The following is a 17,732-nucleotide window of genomic DNA, read 5'->3' as shown; positions in this document are numbered from 1 at the left end:
GTAACATTTAACTTGTTTGTGGGTATTTTTCAGCCTATTGTGCGGCCATAGACGTAGCCACTTGGCTATTTTTCCCTTCATCAATAAGGACATTGCATGTTAAAGCCGGTGGTTGGTCTGGGTTTATTGTTGACTTTGACTGCTTGTGATAGCGATATTTTTACCACCTTCCCGCCCGAGGACCCAGACCCTAGCCCGCCGACCATGGCGCAAGATAAATGCTACACAATTAGCACTAACTTAGGCGCCATTGCTATTGCCGTCGATATGACCAATACCCCAGTGACAGGTAAAAACTTCGCTCGGTATGTGGATGATGGCTTTTATAACGGCACCATTTTCCATCGGGTAATTTATAACTTTATGAGCCAAGCAGGGGGCTATACCAAGGACTTAGTGGCTAAACCCACGCGCGCGCCCATTATCAATGAAGCTAAGGTTGGATTTCGTAATCTACGTGGCACCCTTGCTATGGCGCGTTTTGATAATTCCCCCAACTCTGCTGACTCGCAATTTTTTATTAATGCGCTAGATAATCCGCAGCTTGATGCCAGTGCGAGTTCTGCAGGCTACGCCGTCTTTGGCCAAGTGATTGCCGGCATGGATGTGGTTGATCAAATCAATATAGTGCGCACGACTACTGTGGGTGCCTTTACGGACGTACCTGTTACTCACATAGTGATTTCAAACATCAGCCCACGCAGCTGCAGATAAAAAAAACGCCTAACTTTATTGGAGTTAGGCGTTTTTTAGTATTTGTAAAGCAAGCTGTTAACCAAGAGCAAGCGTTAGCTTAGCTAAGTTATTTACGGCCATAGACTTTAACGCCAGCCTTAGAGCCGTCTGAATTACCAAACACTTCCAGCTTATCAACGCAGCGCTTATAGCCAAATTTGCGCCAATCTGTGGTTTCATCTTTCTTTAAGTGGCGGTTGAACTTAATGGTTTTAGTTTTGCCATTGTTAAAAGTCACCACGACTTTCTCTAACTCTAAATCACGCTCGGCTTTCACCTTAATGGCATCGCTTCGACGGCAGGCCAGTAAAGGGATTTTTGCGCCTTGATCGCCAATACCCAGCAAAATAGTGCGACCTAAAGTGATTTGCTCATCCGCCAGCGCCTGTTGTGGCAGCGCCATTGCGCTTGCGGCTAACAGCAGCACAGTGCTTAACGAGACTTGAGATAATTTTTTCATGTTAACGACCTAAAAATTGGCGGCGCCATTTACGATACTGCGCCTAAAGCGCCATATTCCATGGCCTAATTAAACTTAATTGCTAAAGATTATTGGGGAATAACGCCCGCCCCTCAGCAACAAATGGTCGGCAAGTGTACAGCATTTGCGCGCAATTACTTACTAACAAAGCCCGAAAACTTGAATTTGGCCACACACTGAATTGTCTACGCTTTGAGCATTAAGGTTTACAGACATCACGTTAAGTGCTGTAAACCACTCAGCTTAATACCAATAAATCACTAACCCGAAGGCGTCTATTAACTCGCTCACCATTTACTACAGCGCTCCACCATTTTATTTTTTAATCAATAAAATCAATGACATTACCCAAAATAATAATTCTTATTACTAGAACAAAGAAATGGAGCCTAAGGCCAATTTTTAGCAAAAACATCCCCAAAATCAGGCGCGAGACATAACCGCGAAAGAAAGTGTGCTACACGTCAATAAATCGCTGACATTTCACTCCTACTATGTCAGCAGAACAATAAAACATCATAACTAAAAGGAATGCAAAATGATGAATAGACGTAATGCTATTAAGCGATTTGCGACACTTTCGGCCTTTGGCGCAGGTAGCCTGCTGGCACCTTCAGTATTAGCGGCGCCTCAATGTAACGGCAATGAAGACATAGCCTTAGGCAGCAATGGTAACGATGCCAAGCTACTGACTTATGTGAAACTCGACCCTATGGCGGTCGCAAAATTAGCCTATGCCGGTTACGATCGCGGTGGCTGCATGTATGGCGTGTTCGATTCCATAGTCAAAGCGTTAGCCGCCGCAGGCCATGAAGATGCTTGCCGCTTTGCGGCCATTCCCACCAATATGGCAACCTTTGGCAAAGGCGGAGTCTTTGGCATGGGCTCGATTTGCGGCTGCGTGAATGCGGGCGCTATGGCAATCAACTTATTGTCAGGGATTAATCAATCAGCGGTGAGCCGCGCCTTATTCCGTTTTTATGAAAAATCTGAAATGCCAAGAGGTGATGCCGACTTTTTAGCAGCCATTGGCGCGCCGACGCGTAAAACCAATGATGGCACCTTACTTGGACCTGATTTACTGGGTAAATCCATTGCTCGCTCAACCCTATGCCACACGTCAGTGACTTTATGGTCCAAGGCCAGTCAATTTGGCTCTAGCCATCAGGCCAAGTTTGAACGCTGCGCCCAAGTCACTGCTGAAATAGCCTTTATGTTAGTGACTTACTTAAATCAATCCCTCGACGGCACACTAGATGCCGAACTGGTAGCGCCAGGTAACCAAGAATGTACTTCATGCCACAGTTCCACTAAACGTGAGCCTGATGCTTATTTAGGTTCAGATGTTAATTCAACCATTGAATGTCAGTCATGCCATAGCTCGCATGATATGTCTGGCGGCGTGCCTGTGCATGAAGACTTGTCATGTTCTGATTGCCACTAGGAGGCAGCCATGAAGAAGATATTAGCGGCGCCCGCGTTAGCAATAACCCTGTTACTGGGGTTATCGGCCTGCGGCGACAGTGATGATGATACTATCGCCATTGCCACCACTCATATTGATGCAGCCACTGCCTTTAGTTTGGATTTAGGCGGCTTTAATCACACAGATCACTCCTTTGATTTTGCCCTCACCACAGCCGACGGCACGCCAGTAATAGGTGCCAGCCAAGCTGACTATAAGGTGATTTATATTGGTAAAAACCAAGCCAATGTCAGCGCGTTTTCACTGCCTTGGCATAAAGCTGTGCTTTGCAGTAATGCTGCTCATGCTAAAGCCAGTTGCACTGGCAAGCTGATAGAAACTGAGCCTGGAAAGTATCAGTTTACCCCAGATAGCAAGCCGACCAGTTCATGGCAGCAAACTCGTCTGGCTGTAACTGTCGTTGGTGCATTAGCGCAAAATAAACCGCAAGTGACTGACATTGATAAACCCGCTGGGATCTAAGCTAGCCCTATTGCCCCCATCCACTCGTACTTAAGACAACTGCCAGCAGGCGGTTGTCTTAATCTTGTCATTAATGCTAAACGCTTAATGCGGCGCGATAGCGCACTAGAGCTAACATCTCAGCGTTTACAGATATCAACCCCATCTTCGCCGTACAAACCTCAGCCATCAGCTAGGATTTATCTATAGCCATTAAACATCAGCACATAAGTTATACGCCGCCAAACAGTAGGAGCATCCCCATGAATAAGCACGCCGTCTATGTAGCGCCGCCATTAGAAGTGAGTGAGTGGCTTAACTGCCCGCAAGGGTTGTCGCTGCAAGACTTACGGGGGAAAGTGGTGGTCATACATGCCTTTCAAATGCTCTGCCCAGGCTGCGTCTCCCATGGGTTGCCGCAGACCAATAACATTCATGCCATGTACAGTAAAGATGAAGTGCAAGTGATAGGTTTACATACGGTTTTTGAGCATCACGCAGTGATGACTAGCCAAGCACTACATGCCTTTGTGCATGAGTATCGCCTAACATTTCCTATCGCTATTGATAGGCCAAGCGCTAACAGCAACCTGCCGTGCACTATGGCAAGTTATCAAATGCAGGGCACGCCGACTTTAATCATCATTGATAAAAATGGCTATGTGCGAGTCAACTATTTAGGGCGCATGAGTGATATGCAAGTGGGCAGTATTATTGGCGGATTACTAGAAGAACAAAGGGCACCTGCCACAAATGCTGCCGAAATTACCGGAGCTAACAAGCCAACACAGTCACAATGCAGCGATGATCAATGCCCGATATAAGGCCTAGATAAAAGCACTGACATAAGCGCAGAGAGAAGAACTTAAATCAGTTCTTAAATGCGTTTTTAAATAAGCCATTGTCGGCATTGGCCATCGCGCGCAGAGTTACATGGATGGCACTTATGATAGCAAGGGGCGACTGACTGCCGCGCCTTGCTATTGATATAGTTATAGATATCAATTGTGATACTGTTTGCCGACTTAACTCGGCAAACAGTTAGCCTCAACTCTCACATCGTGGCAATCATAAGAGCCCATTTCAAATTCACGACAAATCCAAGGGCGATTTTCATAAATGGTGCACATAAAGGTTTCGCGATCTAACGCCGAGCACCAACCATCGTCTAAACGTAACATGGTCTCACCGCCCCATTTATCGGTCGCTATGTGCTGCTCGGGGACGCCAGTGTCAGTAATGATCATAACTTCTAAGCGGCAGCAGCAAGCCTGACAGTTGGCGCAAGTAAGTTCGGTGTGGGTTACATCGGTAATGGGAATAGTCATATCTGTCTTCAATCAACGCAGTGGCAGCATAGTACTCCACTTTAGGCTAATTTACCCCTATTGATGACCGACTAAATTTAAGCGCAGCGCATATTAATACTCTGCCAGTAAGTAGCTAGTGCTCGCCATAAAGGCTGCTGTGGTTATTTAAGCTCATTAGCGTTAGCCATCACCCAAGCGCTGCCGTGCTGAGTAAAACCTATCTTGGGATAATATTCCGTGGCTTGAGGGGCAGAGAGTAACGTTAAAGTACAGGTCGGCTGTAAGTTGGCAAATGTCTGGCGAATTAATTCTTTACCTATGCCGCTTGCCTGAATGCGTTCTGATACTGCTAATTCAGATAAATAGCAGCAGAAATGAAAATCGGTCACGCTGCGGGCAAGCCCCACCAAAGTGTCGCCAACCCATGCTGATATCAATAAATCCGCATGTTCTAGCATACCGGCCATGCACTCACGATTAGCCGTAGGTCGTCTGCCGCCTAAGGTTGTCTGCTCTAATAACGCCACAAATTGCTCCGGCGTAATTGGGCGATTGACACAATAAGTCACATCCATCATTAAGCATTCCTTGTTAGTTCTTCACACTTATGTTTATTAAGCTCGGGGGGTTAACCGGGATTATTGTTCTCATTTTTGGGACTATCTTTTTGAGACTATTTTTTTGAGACTAATGTTAGTGCACTCGCTTTATGGTTGCGGCGCAATGCTAGATATAAATAACACAAGGAAAACCTTATAAACTGACCAGCGCAGTGTCTGTCTCTTGATCAGATCTCATAGCGTTTCTCCGGCTTCAAATAGGGCTTTGGCTAAGCGATACCCCTTTACCTGAGCCTGAAGATCATCCCATCCCTCCCAAATCGTGGACCAGCTGGCCATTCCCGTGCGCTTGCTATCATTAAAGCCTCCTAGTTTGGCCAAGGATTGATAAGCCCACTTCATATTTGGGGCTTCTTTGCCTTTATGTCCCCTTGGCTTGTAGAGCTGCATCAGTACTCGCCATTCATCATTCTCTAAGACATTGCTGCAGCTTTGATTTTCCATGCTTTGCGCTGCTTCGATTTGCCCTCTTTTTCTCAGATAAATTGGCAGGCTCATCACTTCCCGAAGTTGCAGTAGCCGCACACCAATAAAGCAAAGTATCGAGGCCGCTCGCTCAAGGTTGTCTGGCGATGTCATGCGTAACCTTTCAACCCCCGCGCCGGTTTTCCACGCCTTATGAAAGTCCTCAATGCGCCATCTAGTGGTATAAATATCAATCACATGAAGTTGCTGCGCCAACGTGTCAATCGGCTCACTGGTCAGTAGCATCCAAGATAGTCCATCTTCACCTTGGGGAGGATTGAGCTCTTGTGCGTACACCACATTAATCGCATGCTGCTGACGATTATGTTTGATGTTAACCGCACTGGCTTTGAGGGTGAGTTTGGCTGTTCGCGAGGGACGATTCTTGCTTTTCCCACTGGCTTCCTTTATGCCTTTTTGTGGGATGGCGATGGTGTATCCGCCGGTAACGGGATGACTATCCATGTGCTCAAACAGCTTAGCCTCGTATTCTACTAGGTTTCTTGCATGTTTTGCCCGCACCACAAACCGTTCACTATGTGATTGTTTATCCGATAAATAATGCATGATATCCGCTTCTCTATCACACACTGAGATCACTCGCGACATGTGAGCCTGCAAGCGTTGCCGCGTAAAATAGGATGCATCGGCCCATTTACCGCTCTCTTTTTCATCGGCCTCGTTGGGATTATCAGGTCGACACCACCAATCTTGGTGGATCAAGCCCAAGGTCCGAGAAGTATGGCTATCCAGTAGCAAGACAGAATGAACCCACCAACCACGAGACTTATCGGTAGGTTTGCCTAATTTCCCTAATTCAGACGCCACACTGTGCTTATAACTCAGGGCTGTCGTGTCTTCGAGAGCAAGTATTTCATTTATATTTTCAATCGCTTGGGCGGTGCGAGCAAAACCGGCGGCTCTGATCATAGATGGGCTAACATTATCATTGCGGATCAATCGATAGGCTCCTTCGAGTTTGGCATCTTCACCATTACAAGATCTGGCAACCGATTTACCGCTGCCAACCGCCATGTGTTCAGCGACGACGGTTAACCTTGCCGCTCGTCGTTTATCACCTAGCTCAGCATGATGAAAGTGATCATATGCCCATTTGTTCGGGTTAAAAATTGACATTAAAAATGATGAAGTGAGTGAATTTGCATGATCTGATCATCGCCAGTCAAGAAAGTTCCATTTTTTGCTAATAATTTGTGTAGTAGAGACAGGCTATTAATGGCTAAAGATACCCTGCAAAACGGAGGAGGATTAACTATTGGTTTGGAATTAGACGAAGGTCAAACCATTGGGCCGTTGCAACTTGGAGAAAATAATGAATCAGAGATAGAGCATTTAAAAGAATTTGGCAATATTATCCATGTTATTGAGTGCTATAAAAAAATCGCAGAAAAATATCACTTACCTGCTCCTATTTATGATTACTTTGAAATATCAGCAGACGATTACGATTCATTAACCTACGCTTCAAACTTGCTCAATGGAGAAGACGTTTCAATAGGTGAACATATTAAATCATTTGCAATAACTACCAATTTAAGTACATATAATGAAATATTAAAAAACAAAGAAAAAGGCAACTCAAATCTATTACGCTTTTGCAACAAAAATATTTTACCTAAACTATTCGAGTTTGATCTTAAATCATTAAAGCTTGAACGCATTTACTTTGACATGGATGTAGGTGCAAAAATAGACGGTGAGATAGTTAAATTAAAATTTAAACCTAATGCAAACTCTAAATCAGTTTCCTGTCTATCAATCACTGATGATTAACCGATATTAAGCGCTGGCGTGAAAGTGACCGTTGGCGGCATGGATGCCGCCATCGAGCATACAAGGATGTACTTGCTGCGTGTCACAGGCATGACAGCGCTTAATAATACGCCTAGCGATAACTGAGCTAACTGCCCTGCTTTGCCGCCTATCCACTGAAGAAGTTTAAGAAAAGTGTACGATGCTACACTTCCCCCCTAATTAATCGCCGCCACGCATAAAAAGTGTATGAAGCTACACTTTTTGCAATCATGCTTAATCGTTTGTAGTGTCTTGAGCATTAACCAATCCGCAGTGTCATTAACCACTAAGTGAGCCTATGACTATAAAGCTTGAGGGCCTTGAAGATATGAAGCGCCTGCGCCGTTTGGCATTGAAAGCGCAAGGGTTATTGCAGGCTCAGCCGTTTGGGGTGGGGATGAGCGGCGCGCTGCAAGCCATTAACCATTTGGGTTATGTGCAGCTGGATACCATAGCTGTGGTGGAGCGCGCCCATCAACATGTGCTGCATTCGCGCGTGCCAGAAGTGACTTCTACCATGACTAATAGCCTGCTACAAACAGGGGCTATTTTTGAATATTGGAGTCACGCCGCGGCGTTAATCCCTATCGCCGATTATCGCTATTCATTGCCCGATAAACTGGCGATAAAAACTGGCCAACGCTCTTGGTATAAAAACTGCGATCATAAACTGATGGCTGAGCTTTTAAGCCGCATTAATACCGATGGACCGCTGCGCTCGCGCGACATTGCCACTCATACAAGCACTGCCACAAGCAGTCACATAAGCACTGACACAGGCAGTAACTCAAGCACTAATTCAAGCACTAATTCAAGTACTAATTCAAGTACTAACTCAGCATGGTGGGATTGGAAACCCGCCAAAAAAGCCTTAGAGCAACTGTATATGCAAGGCGATGTTATGGTGCGTGAGCGTCAAGGATTTGAAAAAACCTATGATTTAACTGAGCGAGTAGTGCCAGCCGGCCTTGATATTAGCCTGCCGAGCACAGATGAGTGCGCGCAGCATCTATTAAACCTGCAGCTTAAATGCCACGGCGCAATGTCAGTATCCGGCCTTACTTATCTGCGCAAAAGCGCTGCGCCAAGCCATGAAGCGCTTAGTGCAGCAGCAAATTGCAAGCCAACACTTGCTTGAAATTACCCTGCCTAGCGGCGAGTTATTAGTGATGCTAAATGGCAGCCTAGATACCCCAATAGCTGACACTGAGCCGCTACTTAAAATACTCTCGCCCTTTGATAACTGCGTTATCCAGCGCGAGCGCCTGCGCTCACTTTTTGGCTTTGATTATCAAATCGAATGCTATGTCCCCGCTGCCAAACGCCAATTCGGTTACTTTTGTTTGCCGTTATTATATGGCGAGCAGTTTATCGGCCGTATGGACTGTAAAGCCCATCGCAGTATCAAGCTGTTAGAAATTAAGTCTCTGCATTTAGCTGAAATGGATAAAGTGATTGGCAGTCTTGATGCTAATGCCGTGATAGCGGCCTTCATGGAAGCGCTCAGCAGCTTTATGGCCTTTCAGCAATGTGAGGCGCTAACCCTCACTCAAGTATTCCCCAATCATTGGCAAGCGCTACTGCAAGGCGCCATCAAGTCAGCTTTTGGTTAAGCACCATAAGCTCGCCCAAGTTATTAGGGGTGATCAATGCGCTATAACAACTGATATGAGCACTAAGAAGTGAGATGTAAGCAGTAAGGAGTAAGCATTGATAGGTAACAAGTTAAGCGGCGCTTGCGGTGAAAGCATCACAAGGCAAGCGCATCAAATTGGCTAATGGACTCAGCCAATAGGGGGAACTAGAGGTAAATGCAGCTAAAGCTTAAGTGCGGTACAAAACCTTAGTAACGTAATCATTGCCAGCAACTTGGCTGGTTTACCTATGTTCTGTACAAAACCTTAACTACGTGCCAGCCGAACTTGGTTTTTACCAGATGCGGCACGATTAATTCACCCGAAAAGCAGACTTTATCAAACTGAGGCACCATTTGGCCGCGCTTAAATTCGCCTAAGTGACCACCGCTTTTAGCTGATGGGCAAGAGGAATACTTTTTGGCTAAGGTATCAAATCGAGCACCCTTATTGAGTTGCTGAATAATCTCTTCAGCAAGCTTTTGATGTTTAACTAAAATATGAACGGCGCTGGCGGTTTTCACTGAATGTCCTCAGCCATCTTGCTTGGGCAAACTGGCGATAATATCGATAACAATAGAACGCACTACTAACGGCTTATACCCAATTACAGGCTTGCTAGCAGTGAATAAGCGGCGCATTTTACCCGCAGCCGCCCCGTTAGCAAAGCATTAAGTCAAAATGCCTGCGATAGAGGCAACCTCAGCCTAGCTACACGCAATGCATCACCGTGAGGCTTAATTCAAGCAATTGATGTTTTTTACTTTACCCAGAAAGCGCAGACACATAAGATCCCGCCATCAAAATGACCAAAGAGAAGTCGATGACAACTATAACTATTACTCGCCCTGACGATTGGCATGTTCATTTACGCGATGGCGCGCAGCTTAAGGATACTGTGCGCGATATTAGCCGCTATATGGGCCGCGCGATTGTAATGCCAAATCTCGTGCCTCCAGCCACAGATACTGATACTGCGCTGAGCTATTACGAGCGCATTGTGGCGGCGCGCCCGCACGCTAATTTTGAGCCATTAATGGTGCTGTATCTTACTGATAAGACCTGCCCTGATGATATCCGCCGCGCTAAGGCCACGGGTAAAATTGTGGCCGCTAAGCTTTACCCTGCTGGCGCCACCACTAATTCAGATTCTGGCGTCACCGATGTTAACAAGATTTACCCTGTGCTTAAGGCCATGCAAGAGGTTGGCATGTTGCTATTAGTGCATGGTGAAGTGACTGACAGCGCCATTGATATTTTCGATCGCGAGCAACTCTTTATCGACACCATTTTGCGACCATTAGTGGCAAATTTCCCTGAGCTTAAAATCGTGCTCGAGCATATCACCACTAAAGATGCGGTGGAGTTTGTCACTAATGCCTCGGACAATGTAGCCGCGACTATTACGGCTCATCACTTGCTCTATAACCGTAACCATATGCTGGCTGGCGGTATTCGCCCGCATTTTTACTGTTTACCGATTTTAAAGCGCAATATCCACCAGCAAGCGCTGCTAGGTGCTGCAGCTTCTGGCAACCCACGCTTCTTTTTAGGCACAGATTCGGCGCCGCATTATCAAGATAAGAAAGAAGCGGCCTGTGGCTGCGCGGGCTCTTACACTGCCCATGCTGCCATTGAGCTGTATGCAGAAGCCTTTGAATCCGTGAATGCGCTTGATAAGCTTGAAGCCTTTGCTAGCTTTAACGGCCCAGATTTTTACGGCTTAGCGCGCAATCAAGATACCATTACCCTCACTAAACAAGCCTGGTCTGTGCCTGCAAGCTATCCGCTTGGTGACAGCCAAGTGGTGCCCATTCGCGCCGGTGAAACCATTGAGTGGTTAGTGACTAAGTCATAGCGCAAGGCTTGATAACTTAGTGCTTTATGCTGACTTGCTAGCGCATTGAGTAAAAAAACGGAGTGGCAGGTAACTGTCACTCCGTTTTTTAGCGGTTTTTTAGCAAGTTTAAATGGTTTGTTGGCGCAGTAAATTACTGCCGCCTCAGCTAAGGTCAAACAGCTTATCTAACCTGTGATAACTCACGCTCGCGGCCTCGTTATTAGTGACTGTATTGGTTTGAGTAATGGTTTTAGCATCCATGGCGGTTATCACAAGGTGGCGCATTTTTTGCGCCACTTGCCGCCCTGTGATCGGGCGATATTTAGCAAGCGCTGGCAGCTTACACAGCCAAGGCAATAGCCTACTGCCAATCACTTCACCCAAGCGAAAATCACTGCGATCGCCCAATAACAGTGACGGTTGAATAACCACAGTGCGCGCAAAATGCAGCGCTATCACTAACTGTTCAAGCTCGCCCTTCATCTTAAGGTAAGCATTGCGACTGCTAGCATTGGCGCCGCTGGCTGAAACCAGTAAATACTGACTCACCCCTTGCGCCCGAGCCAACGTCGCGGCGCGGTATTGATAATCCACATCCACTTGCCGCTGGGCGAAAATAGTGCCGGCCTGCTTTAAAGTAGTGCCTAAACACGAGCAAAAAATATCGCCCGCAAATACTGAGGCAAAAGATTCCATGTGATTGAAATCAATCACCTCATTAATAATCTTGTCATTGGCATAAGTGACTGGGCTGCGAGTAATGGCCACCACCTTGTCTATGCCATCGGTTTGACTTAATTGCTGCACTAATTCGCGCCCCACGGCACCCGTAGCGCCAAGGACTATGGCAATCTTTCCCATGAGATGTTTCCCGTTTAATGGTGTTAGCCGGCTTCGCTCATTACCCAAATAAAGCCGCATCGCTGCTCTTTGCCACTAGCATAACCTAAAGCGCGCCCTGCCATTAGCCAAAATGCTATTAGCCACAATGCCAGGCAACTTGCGGCTAAGTAGCAACGGCTTATAGCGTAAGTTAACAAAAGTTTGCCAAGATAAGGTGCTGAAAAACTTGTCTATTGGCGCGCAACCAAGTAAAACAAGGCTTTTACGTGCGTCGATGCACCTAGGTTTAATGGAGTAAAGCAAATTGGAACATTTCGTGTGGCAACTCGACCCAGTGTTGATTTCATTTATGGGGCTCAAAATCCATTGGTACGGCGCCTTGTTTGCGACGGCAATTTTAGCCGGGTTTCAGGTGATGAAGCGCATCTATGTCAAAGAAGGCTTAGATGTTCAATCCTTAGATAATTTACTCTTGTACTGCGTTATCGGCATAGTCGTCGGCGCCCGCTTAGCTCATTGTTTGTTTTACGATCCCGCCTATTACTTTGCTAACCCCCTCAAGATTTTTGCCATTTGGGAAGGCGGCTTAGCTAGCCATGGCGGCGGATTAGGGGCGATTTTGGCGCTCTATTATTACCAACGTAAGGTCAAACTGCCGTTCTTATTCTTACTCGATAGACTGGCCATTGCCACCGCCATTTTTGGCTTCTTTGTGCGTATGGCCAACTTTGCCAACTCGGAAATCTTAGGCGAGCCAACCCAAGAACCTTGGGGCATTATCTTTGCTCGAGTGGATATGCTGCCAAGACACCCAGCGCAACTCTATGAAGCCCTTGCCTATTTAGTCATCTTTATTGGTCTATATGCCATCTATCAATTCACCCAAATGAAGCAGCGCCACGGCGCGATTTTCGGGCTGTTTTTAGTGACTATTTTTGGCGCGCGTATCGCCATCGAATCCATTAAAGTGAGTCAAGCGGCCTACCATGAAAGCCTATTAAGCGCAGGCCAATGGTTAAGCCTGCCCTTCTTAGCGGTCGGTGTTGCCCTGCTCGCTCTAGCTTATGCTAAAAAGCCTAGCGCTCCGGTGGTGAATAAATAACAAGGTCTCGACATTGGCATTAAGCAACAGGATTTAGTGTTTAGTGTTTAGTGTTTAGTGTTTAGTGTTTAGTGTTTAGTGTTTAGTGTTTAGTGTTTAGCATAACCGCCTAAAAACAAAGGCGCTGCGGTTTGACCGCAGCGCCTTTATTCTGACTTCACCCTGTAGATTTGCTTTTTATCAGTTCGCCTTTGCCATTTCAGGTAAGCTTAAATAGCTTGCCGTTTAGCATCTATCACAGCCGCAACTAATGGGCTGACGGTTTGCGCCTCTGGAGTTAAATGTAAGCGCTCAGGGTGAGTATAAATAGTCACGCGACTATCGCGGCAAAATCCCGCTAAAGTAATATTAGATTGCTGCGCTATCTCTATTGCCAGCGAGGTTGCTGATGAGATAGCAAATATAATACTAATATTGGCCATGGCCGCTTTTTGCACCATTTCAAAACTCGCGCGACTCGTTAATAAAATAGCGGCATTATTCGCCTTGTCATGCGCGACAATATGGCCAATTAATTTATCTAAGGCAACATGCCTGCCGACATCTTCAAAGCAGGAAGATATATCACCCATTGCAGTTAACATAGCCGCGGCGTGTGTCGCGCCGGTTAAATTAAATGTGGTTTGATGGTGGTGTAAATTATCTAACGCCGTTTTTAGATGAATTAAATTAAATGTTTTATTGTTTGACACTTGCACTATTGGCTTAATAGTTTGCTCTATTTGTTCTACGCCACATAAACCGCAACCGGTTCTTCCGGCCATGCTGCGCCGACTCTCTTTTAATTGCATAAAACAGCGCTGATTAATTTCGATGTACACTAACAAACCTGAAGAAATTGTTTCTATTTCTATGCCGCGAATATCACTTAACTGAGTAATGATGGCTTCTGACAGACTAAAACCTATGGCAAATTCTTTAATAAACATAGGCGATGCCATCATGACCACATGAGATATGCCATTGTAAATCAAGGCAACCCTGACTTCACTTGCCACAGTTTCCACTAAGTGCTGCGCGCGTTGATTGCGAAAACACTTAACGTCAAATTGATGGGTAACATTATTCAGTTCACATGACGATGCCATAATAGTAATAATCCATATCATTTAGTTAAATATATCTAAACTTCGCCACCATTTGACAAATCAATATTTAGATCACATTTTTAAACTTATAAAAAAATAGTTGTTGTGCCACCATCACTAATTACTTAGTATGCGGGCAAGTGTTAAGGAAGAACGTCGTTTCCGGTGAAACGTCTGGATTTCAAATCCAGGTGGGGCTGCCAGCAGCCCCAGGTAGGTTCAACTCCTATGTTCTTCCGCCAAGCTTATGTTCTTCCGCTAAATCCTTTCTTGATTTGTTCTCAATGTTAATTTCAAGTTCATTCAACCACAGCGCTGTTAATAAATATTTCGGCATCTCGTATTACCCGCGAATTATCTTTCTTCTTGCGCCACGTTAATCCACATCTGTCGTAAAATTCTAAGACTTGAATACTGGCTTTACGGCCTAATTTAACCTCAGCATTAAAATTAATTACCGTCACTTCACCATAAGTATTCATATGGTCACGAATAATGTTGGCGTAGTGATAAATATGAGTCGTCAGCATAAATCTATCTTTGACTAGGCTGGATATGTGGCCTAACTGAATTAATTTGCGGCACAGTTTGCGCGCATCATCAATACCAATATTTTGCGCTGTCGCTATATCAGTGCTCCATACCGGCGCGCCCGATGCCAGCATTTGCTGTTTAACTTGTTGCCACAATTGCTCTTCTGCCGCGCTTAACCCTAACTGGTGCACAGGCAAATGCAGTAAACCGCGGGTATTTTGCAGTATTTGAACGCTGCATAAGTCGTGGCATAAGCGCATTAATACCGCCAGTGGATATTGGCCATGGGTCATGCGCTGCAAGCGATTCACTGTTAAGCCTAATAATTCTGGTGCTTGTTCGTGGTATGCCGTAATTAGCGCCACTAACTGGCTGTTAATCTTGTCAATTAACACCCTTGATAAGATATAGCCTTCAATCTCAATGAGTTGAGACTGCATGGCTGTAGATTCAAGCGCATTCACTTCAAGGCCATTAAGACCATTAAGAGATAAATGGGTCTCGGCCAGTTGATGCGCCCACATAAAGTCTGATTGCTTAACGCAGCCCTGCGCGGTCAATACGGCTAAAAAGTTGGCAGGTTCAACACAATCGATTAATTCAGCTAACAAGCTTAAGCGCTCTTGCGAACGCTTGGCCTTAGTGGGCGGCGCAATATCTAATACCCGCAGCGCCCCTAAAGTGGTTTTTGCGGCGGCATCACGCACAATCAGCTTATCTTGCACCCACATAGCTAAGGGCTGCTCGCACTGCATTTCAACTAAAGCTTGTGTCTCTGATAATTGCTGCAATAAGCCTAAACGCGCGCCGGTATGATTATGGGCTAAGTGCAATTGCACTTGTTGCCAATGCTTAATGGGTTGATGTAATTCAATCACTCCGCACACGCTGTGCTTGGGCTCAAAAGCTGGAGCTTGTGATGTCAGCCAATCGCCGCGCTTAGCGCCTTGATGCTTATCAACGCCGGTGAGATTTAAAGCAACGCGCTCCCCCACATAAGCTTCATTGGCTAGCTGGCTTTGACGGCGAATACCGCGAACTTTTACCGCTTTAGTTTGACTCGATAAATACAGGCTTTGGCCTTCTTGCACTTGGCCGCTAATCACTGTGCCTGTGACCACAAGTCCTGCGCCCTTAACGCTAAACACTCTATCAATGGCAAGGCGAAAACTGCGATTATTGATGCCTTGATTAAGTAAGGCATAATGCTCAATCGCCATCTGCATAATGCAATGCTTTAATGCATCTATGCCAAAGCCTGTGTGGGCTGATACCACCAGAATTTCGCTAGCGCGCTGATATTGGCTAAGTAACTGAGTCACTTCTTGTGTAACTTGCACTATGCGTGCGCGCTCAACCTTATCTTGCTTAGTTAACACCACCAGCAAATTATCAAGATTAAGAAGCTGCAATATGCCTAAATGCTCGCGAGTTTGCGGCATCACGCCATCATCGAGCGCCACAATCAATAAGGCGTGTTTAGCGCAGCTAACCCCTGCCAACATGGTATTAATAAACTTGCTGTGACCTGGCACATCAACAAAGGCGAGCGGCTGCTTAAGCCCGACATTCATAAAGGCGTACCCAAGCTCTATGGTCATGCCGCGCTGTTGCTCTTCTGGCAATCTATCAGCATTCATGCCTGTCAGTGCGTGTAGCACACTGGTTTTACCATGATCCACATGGCCAGCCGTCACTACTATCATTGCGCGCCTCCGATAATAAACTCAGGCGCTGCCTGTAGAATTGGCATTGAAACGGGCGAGCAACTTACGGCCTTAAGCGCCGCGCTCAGCAAGTATTCATCATCAACGCCGCGCAAATCTAGCCATAAGCGATTAGCAGTAATTCGCCCAAGAATGGGAATGGCCTGCGCTTTAAACAGGCTATCTAATTGGCTGAGGCTCATAGTGCCATTGGCGCTTGGCATAAAACATAAGGCCACAGAATCCAGTAACACATCGGGCTGCGAGCCGCTGCCAACTTGGGTATGACAAGGCTCAATAGTGACGTTAAAGTGCTGCGCGAGCACGCTTGCATCTTTTGCCTCTGAGTGTGACTCCAAAGCATGGCTAACAACTTTGGCAGCATTTGGCCACAGGCCAATTAACTCTTGAGCTAACGAATTTAAGCTTGATAAGGGGCGCGCCAACTTTCTAAAGATAGGTAACTGATTATCTAAGGTTTCTGGCTGGCGATATTGCTTTAAGGTGGCTTCTAATGCGGCGAGCGTCATCTTATCGCAGCGCAAGGCGCGCTTTAATGGATGTGCTTGCAGCTTAGCGATTAAGTCTTTATCCCCGACCACTAAGCCTGCTTGTGGGCCGCCCAGTAACTTGTCACCTGAAAAACTCACCAGATTTACGCCATCTTTTAGCATCTGCTGCGGCATTGGCTCTTTTGATAAACCAAAGCGTGATAAGTCAGTTAAGGCGCCGCTGCCTAAGTCAGAAATAAGGGCTATGCCGCGCTCACGACATAATTGGGCTAAGGCTGCTTCATCGGCGGCCGCGGTAAAGCCGCAAATATGATAATTACTGGTGTGCACTTTCATAATGGCGGCGGTGTTATCAGTTATGGCCGCGGCATAATCTTGTAAATGGGTGCGATTAGTGCAGCCCACTTCCACGAGTTTGCAGCCGGCTTGCGCCATGATATCGGGAATACGAAAGGCGCCGCCAATCTCAACCAGTTCGCCGCGCGACACTATCACTTCTTTGCCAGCTGCAGTGGCTGCCAACATAAGTAGTACGGCAGCGGCATTGTTATTGACAACGCAGCACGCCTTCGCGCCGGTAAGTTCATGGATTAAGCTGCTAACCGCTGTATCTCTATGGCCACGCTTTCCTTGGCCCATATCAAATTCCACCGGCACAGGGTGACGCATCACATTGGTCACAGCGGTAATGGCCGCCTCACACATTTGCGAGCGCCCAAGATTGGTATGCAGCACAGTGCCAGTAAGATTCATCACAGCGCTCATGCTCGCGCGATGACCTGCATCTATGCGCTGCTGTAACTCTATTACTACCCCTGCGCTTTGTTGGCACCAGTGTGGCAATTGCTGCTGTGTGGCAATGCTGGCTCTGACGTCAACTAGCATCTGCGTAAGCAAGGATTTAATCCAGGGCTTACCATAGGTATCACTAAAACCTATCACTTGAGGTATCAGCAACAAACTATCCATGGCGGGTAAACACCGATATAAGGCTTGGCTGGAATTGATAGCTTGAGTCATAGGTCTGTTCTATTTCTTGAATTGGTCTTAAAAATCTTGCCGTGATTGAGCCTTAACAAGGCAGCCACAATCACGGCAAGAAGTTGATTACTTATTGGCA

18 protein-coding genes and 1 tRNA gene are annotated in these 17,732 nt (G+C 46.3%); 10 read left to right on the top strand and 9 right to left on the bottom strand.

Annotation, left to right across the window (positions count from 1 at the left end):
* Window positions 1-96 precede the first annotated feature (96 nt).
* Entirely contained in the window at window positions 97-714 is a 618-nt protein-coding gene (locus FJQ87_RS07730; RefSeq protein ID WP_140932116.1) for a peptidylprolyl isomerase, read from the top strand.
* Between the two features lie 88 nt (window positions 715-802).
* Here the strand turns inward: FJQ87_RS07730 and FJQ87_RS07725 are convergent, their stop codons facing one another.
* Window positions 803-1,195 (bottom strand): DUF2541 family protein, encoded by a 393-nt coding sequence (locus tag FJQ87_RS07725; protein WP_140932114.1) that lies wholly within the window; start codon window positions 1,193-1,195, stop codon window positions 803-805.
* 559 nt (window positions 1,196-1,754) lie between these two features.
* On the opposite strand from FJQ87_RS07725, the gene FJQ87_RS07720 reads away from it, so the two are divergent.
* The 3 genes from FJQ87_RS07720 (at window position 1,755) to FJQ87_RS07710 (ending at window position 3,967) form a co-directional block, all read left to right on the top strand.
* Entirely contained in the window at window positions 1,755-2,660 is a 906-nt protein-coding gene (locus FJQ87_RS07720) for a C-GCAxxG-C-C family protein (RefSeq protein ID WP_140932112.1), read from the top strand.
* A gap of 9 nt (window positions 2,661-2,669) precedes the next feature.
* Window positions 2,670-3,164 carry a hypothetical protein gene (locus FJQ87_RS07715; protein ID WP_140932110.1) on the top strand — a complete coding sequence of 165 codons (495 nt, stop codon included), beginning with the start codon at window positions 2,670-2,672 and terminating at the stop codon, window positions 3,162-3,164.
* A gap of 242 nt (window positions 3,165-3,406) precedes the next feature.
* Window positions 3,407-3,967, top strand: coding sequence for a redoxin family protein (locus FJQ87_RS07710; RefSeq protein ID WP_140932108.1), 561 nt, complete (start codon window positions 3,407-3,409; stop codon window positions 3,965-3,967).
* A 201-nt stretch (window positions 3,968-4,168) separates the two neighbouring features.
* Here the strand turns inward: FJQ87_RS07710 and FJQ87_RS07705 are convergent, their stop codons facing one another.
* The 3 genes from FJQ87_RS07705 to FJQ87_RS07695 all read right to left on the bottom strand — a co-directional run bounded on the left by FJQ87_RS07705 (window position 4,169) and on the right by FJQ87_RS07695 (window position 6,675).
* Window positions 4,169-4,471, bottom strand: coding sequence for a YkgJ family cysteine cluster protein (locus FJQ87_RS07705; RefSeq protein WP_140932106.1), 303 nt, complete (start codon window positions 4,469-4,471; stop codon window positions 4,169-4,171).
* Between the two features lie 143 nt (window positions 4,472-4,614).
* Window positions 4,615-5,031 (bottom strand): GNAT family N-acetyltransferase, encoded by a 417-nt coding sequence (locus FJQ87_RS07700; RefSeq protein WP_206194377.1) that lies wholly within the window; start codon window positions 5,029-5,031, stop codon window positions 4,615-4,617.
* A gap of 216 nt (window positions 5,032-5,247) precedes the next feature.
* The gene (locus FJQ87_RS07695; protein WP_140930426.1) at window positions 5,248-6,675 is read right to left on the bottom strand and encodes an IS4 family transposase; all 1,428 of its coding nucleotides are present in this window, start codon (window positions 6,673-6,675) and stop codon (window positions 5,248-5,250) included.
* A 99-nt stretch (window positions 6,676-6,774) separates the two neighbouring features.
* Here FJQ87_RS07695 and FJQ87_RS07690 point away from each other — a divergent pair, with 99 nt between their 5' ends.
* The 3 genes from FJQ87_RS07690 to FJQ87_RS18930 all read left to right on the top strand — a co-directional run bounded on the left by FJQ87_RS07690 (window position 6,775) and on the right by FJQ87_RS18930 (window position 8,966).
* Window positions 6,775-7,332, top strand: a complete 558-nt coding sequence (locus FJQ87_RS07690) for a hypothetical protein (protein ID WP_140932104.1) — start codon at window positions 6,775-6,777, stop codon at window positions 7,330-7,332.
* A 319-nt stretch (window positions 7,333-7,651) separates the two neighbouring features.
* Entirely contained in the window at window positions 7,652-8,491 is an 840-nt protein-coding gene (locus FJQ87_RS18935; RefSeq protein ID WP_276613163.1) for a crosslink repair DNA glycosylase YcaQ family protein, read from the top strand.
* Window positions 8,445-8,966, top strand: a complete 522-nt coding sequence (locus FJQ87_RS18930) for a crosslink repair DNA glycosylase YcaQ family protein (protein WP_276613162.1) — start codon at window positions 8,445-8,447, stop codon at window positions 8,964-8,966. The genes FJQ87_RS18935 and FJQ87_RS18930 overlap by 47 nt, the downstream gene beginning before the upstream one ends.
* A 269-nt stretch (window positions 8,967-9,235) precedes the next feature.
* Here FJQ87_RS18930 and FJQ87_RS07680 read toward each other — a convergent pair whose 3' ends face one another.
* On the bottom strand, window positions 9,236-9,511 hold the full coding sequence (locus FJQ87_RS07680; RefSeq protein WP_140932102.1) for a peptidylprolyl isomerase: 276 nt from the start codon (window positions 9,509-9,511) through the stop codon (window positions 9,236-9,238).
* 299 nt (window positions 9,512-9,810) lie between these two features.
* On the opposite strand from FJQ87_RS07680, the gene pyrC reads away from it, so the two are divergent.
* Window positions 9,811-10,845: a dihydroorotase gene (gene pyrC / locus FJQ87_RS07675; protein WP_140932100.1), complete on the top strand. Its 1,035-nt coding sequence runs from the start codon at window positions 9,811-9,813 to the stop codon at window positions 10,843-10,845.
* 144 nt (window positions 10,846-10,989) lie between these two features.
* On the opposite strand, the gene FJQ87_RS07670 is transcribed toward pyrC, so the two are convergent.
* On the bottom strand, window positions 10,990-11,688 hold the full coding sequence (locus FJQ87_RS07670) for an NAD(P)H-binding protein (RefSeq protein ID WP_140932098.1): 699 nt from the start codon (window positions 11,686-11,688) through the stop codon (window positions 10,990-10,992).
* 286 nt (window positions 11,689-11,974) lie between these two features.
* On the opposite strand from FJQ87_RS07670, the gene lgt reads away from it, so the two are divergent.
* On the top strand, window positions 11,975-12,772 hold the full coding sequence (gene lgt, locus FJQ87_RS07665; protein WP_140932096.1) for a prolipoprotein diacylglyceryl transferase: 798 nt from the start codon (window positions 11,975-11,977) through the stop codon (window positions 12,770-12,772).
* Window positions 12,773-12,981: 209 nt separating this feature from the next.
* Here the strand turns inward: lgt and fdhD are convergent, their stop codons facing one another.
* The gene (gene fdhD / locus FJQ87_RS07660) at window positions 12,982-13,860 is read right to left on the bottom strand and encodes a formate dehydrogenase accessory sulfurtransferase FdhD (protein WP_140932094.1); all 879 of its coding nucleotides are present in this window, start codon (window positions 13,858-13,860) and stop codon (window positions 12,982-12,984) included.
* 147 nt (window positions 13,861-14,007) lie between these two features.
* Between fdhD and FJQ87_RS18690 the strand changes: the two genes are divergently transcribed.
* A tRNA-Sec gene (locus tag FJQ87_RS18690) sits at window positions 14,008-14,102 on the top strand.
* Window positions 14,103-14,159: 57 nt separating this feature from the next.
* On the opposite strand, the gene selB is transcribed toward FJQ87_RS18690, so the two are convergent.
* Window positions 14,160-16,100 (bottom strand): selenocysteine-specific translation elongation factor, encoded by a 1,941-nt coding sequence (selB, locus tag FJQ87_RS07655; RefSeq protein WP_140932092.1) that lies wholly within the window; start codon window positions 16,098-16,100, stop codon window positions 14,160-14,162.
* Window positions 16,097-17,632 carry an L-seryl-tRNA(Sec) selenium transferase gene (selA, locus tag FJQ87_RS07650; RefSeq protein ID WP_140932090.1) on the bottom strand — a complete coding sequence of 512 codons (1,536 nt, stop codon included), beginning with the start codon at window positions 17,630-17,632 and terminating at the stop codon, window positions 16,097-16,099. Before selA ends, selB begins: the two co-directional genes overlap by 4 nt.
* Window positions 17,633-17,732 lie beyond the last annotated feature (100 nt).

This window comes from Shewanella sp. SNU WT4 (assembly GCF_006494715.1).
Taxonomy (GTDB): domain Bacteria; phylum Pseudomonadota; class Gammaproteobacteria; order Enterobacterales; family Shewanellaceae; genus Shewanella.
The sequence above is the reverse complement of the archived record's forward strand: the minus strand, read 5'-3'. Positions and strand labels throughout refer to the sequence as shown.

Bases quoted from the DNA above. Each gene is read 5' to 3' on its own strand.
- FJQ87_RS07715 (WP_140932110.1), top strand. From the start codon at position 2,670: ATGAAGAAGATATTAGCGGCGCCCGCGTTAGCAATAACCCTGTTACTG.
- FJQ87_RS07725 (WP_140932114.1), bottom strand. From the start codon at position 1,195: ATGAAAAAATTATCTCAAGTCTCGTTAAGCACTGTGCTGCTGTTAGCC.
- FJQ87_RS07705 (WP_140932106.1), bottom strand. From the start codon at position 4,471: ATGACTATTCCCATTACCGATGTAACCCACACCGAACTTACTTGCGCC.
- FJQ87_RS07710 (WP_140932108.1), top strand. From the start codon at position 3,407: ATGAATAAGCACGCCGTCTATGTAGCGCCGCCATTAGAAGTGAGTGAG.
- FJQ87_RS07670 (WP_140932098.1), bottom strand. From the start codon at position 11,688: ATGGGAAAGATTGCCATAGTCCTTGGCGCTACGGGTGCCGTGGGGCGC.
- FJQ87_RS07690 (WP_140932104.1), top strand. From the start codon at position 6,775: ATGGCTAAAGATACCCTGCAAAACGGAGGAGGATTAACTATTGGTTTG.
- pyrC (WP_140932100.1), top strand. From the start codon at position 9,811: ATGACAACTATAACTATTACTCGCCCTGACGATTGGCATGTTCATTTA.
- FJQ87_RS07695 (WP_140930426.1), bottom strand. From the start codon at position 6,675: ATGTCAATTTTTAACCCGAACAAATGGGCATATGATCACTTTCATCAT.
- fdhD (WP_140932094.1), bottom strand. From the start codon at position 13,860: ATGGCATCGTCATGTGAACTGAATAATGTTACCCATCAATTTGACGTT.
- selB (WP_140932092.1), bottom strand. From the start codon at position 16,100: ATGATAGTAGTGACGGCTGGCCATGTGGATCATGGTAAAACCAGTGTG.
- FJQ87_RS07700 (WP_206194377.1), bottom strand. From the start codon at position 5,031: ATGATGGATGTGACTTATTGTGTCAATCGCCCAATTACGCCGGAGCAA.
- FJQ87_RS07730 (WP_140932116.1), top strand. From the start codon at position 97: ATGTTAAAGCCGGTGGTTGGTCTGGGTTTATTGTTGACTTTGACTGCT.
- FJQ87_RS07720 (WP_140932112.1), top strand. From the start codon at position 1,755: ATGATGAATAGACGTAATGCTATTAAGCGATTTGCGACACTTTCGGCC.
- selA (WP_140932090.1), bottom strand. From the start codon at position 17,632: ATGACTCAAGCTATCAATTCCAGCCAAGCCTTATATCGGTGTTTACCC.
- FJQ87_RS18935 (WP_276613163.1), top strand. From the start codon at position 7,652: ATGACTATAAAGCTTGAGGGCCTTGAAGATATGAAGCGCCTGCGCCGT.
- FJQ87_RS18930 (WP_276613162.1), top strand. From the start codon at position 8,445: ATGAAGCGCTTAGTGCAGCAGCAAATTGCAAGCCAACACTTGCTTGAA.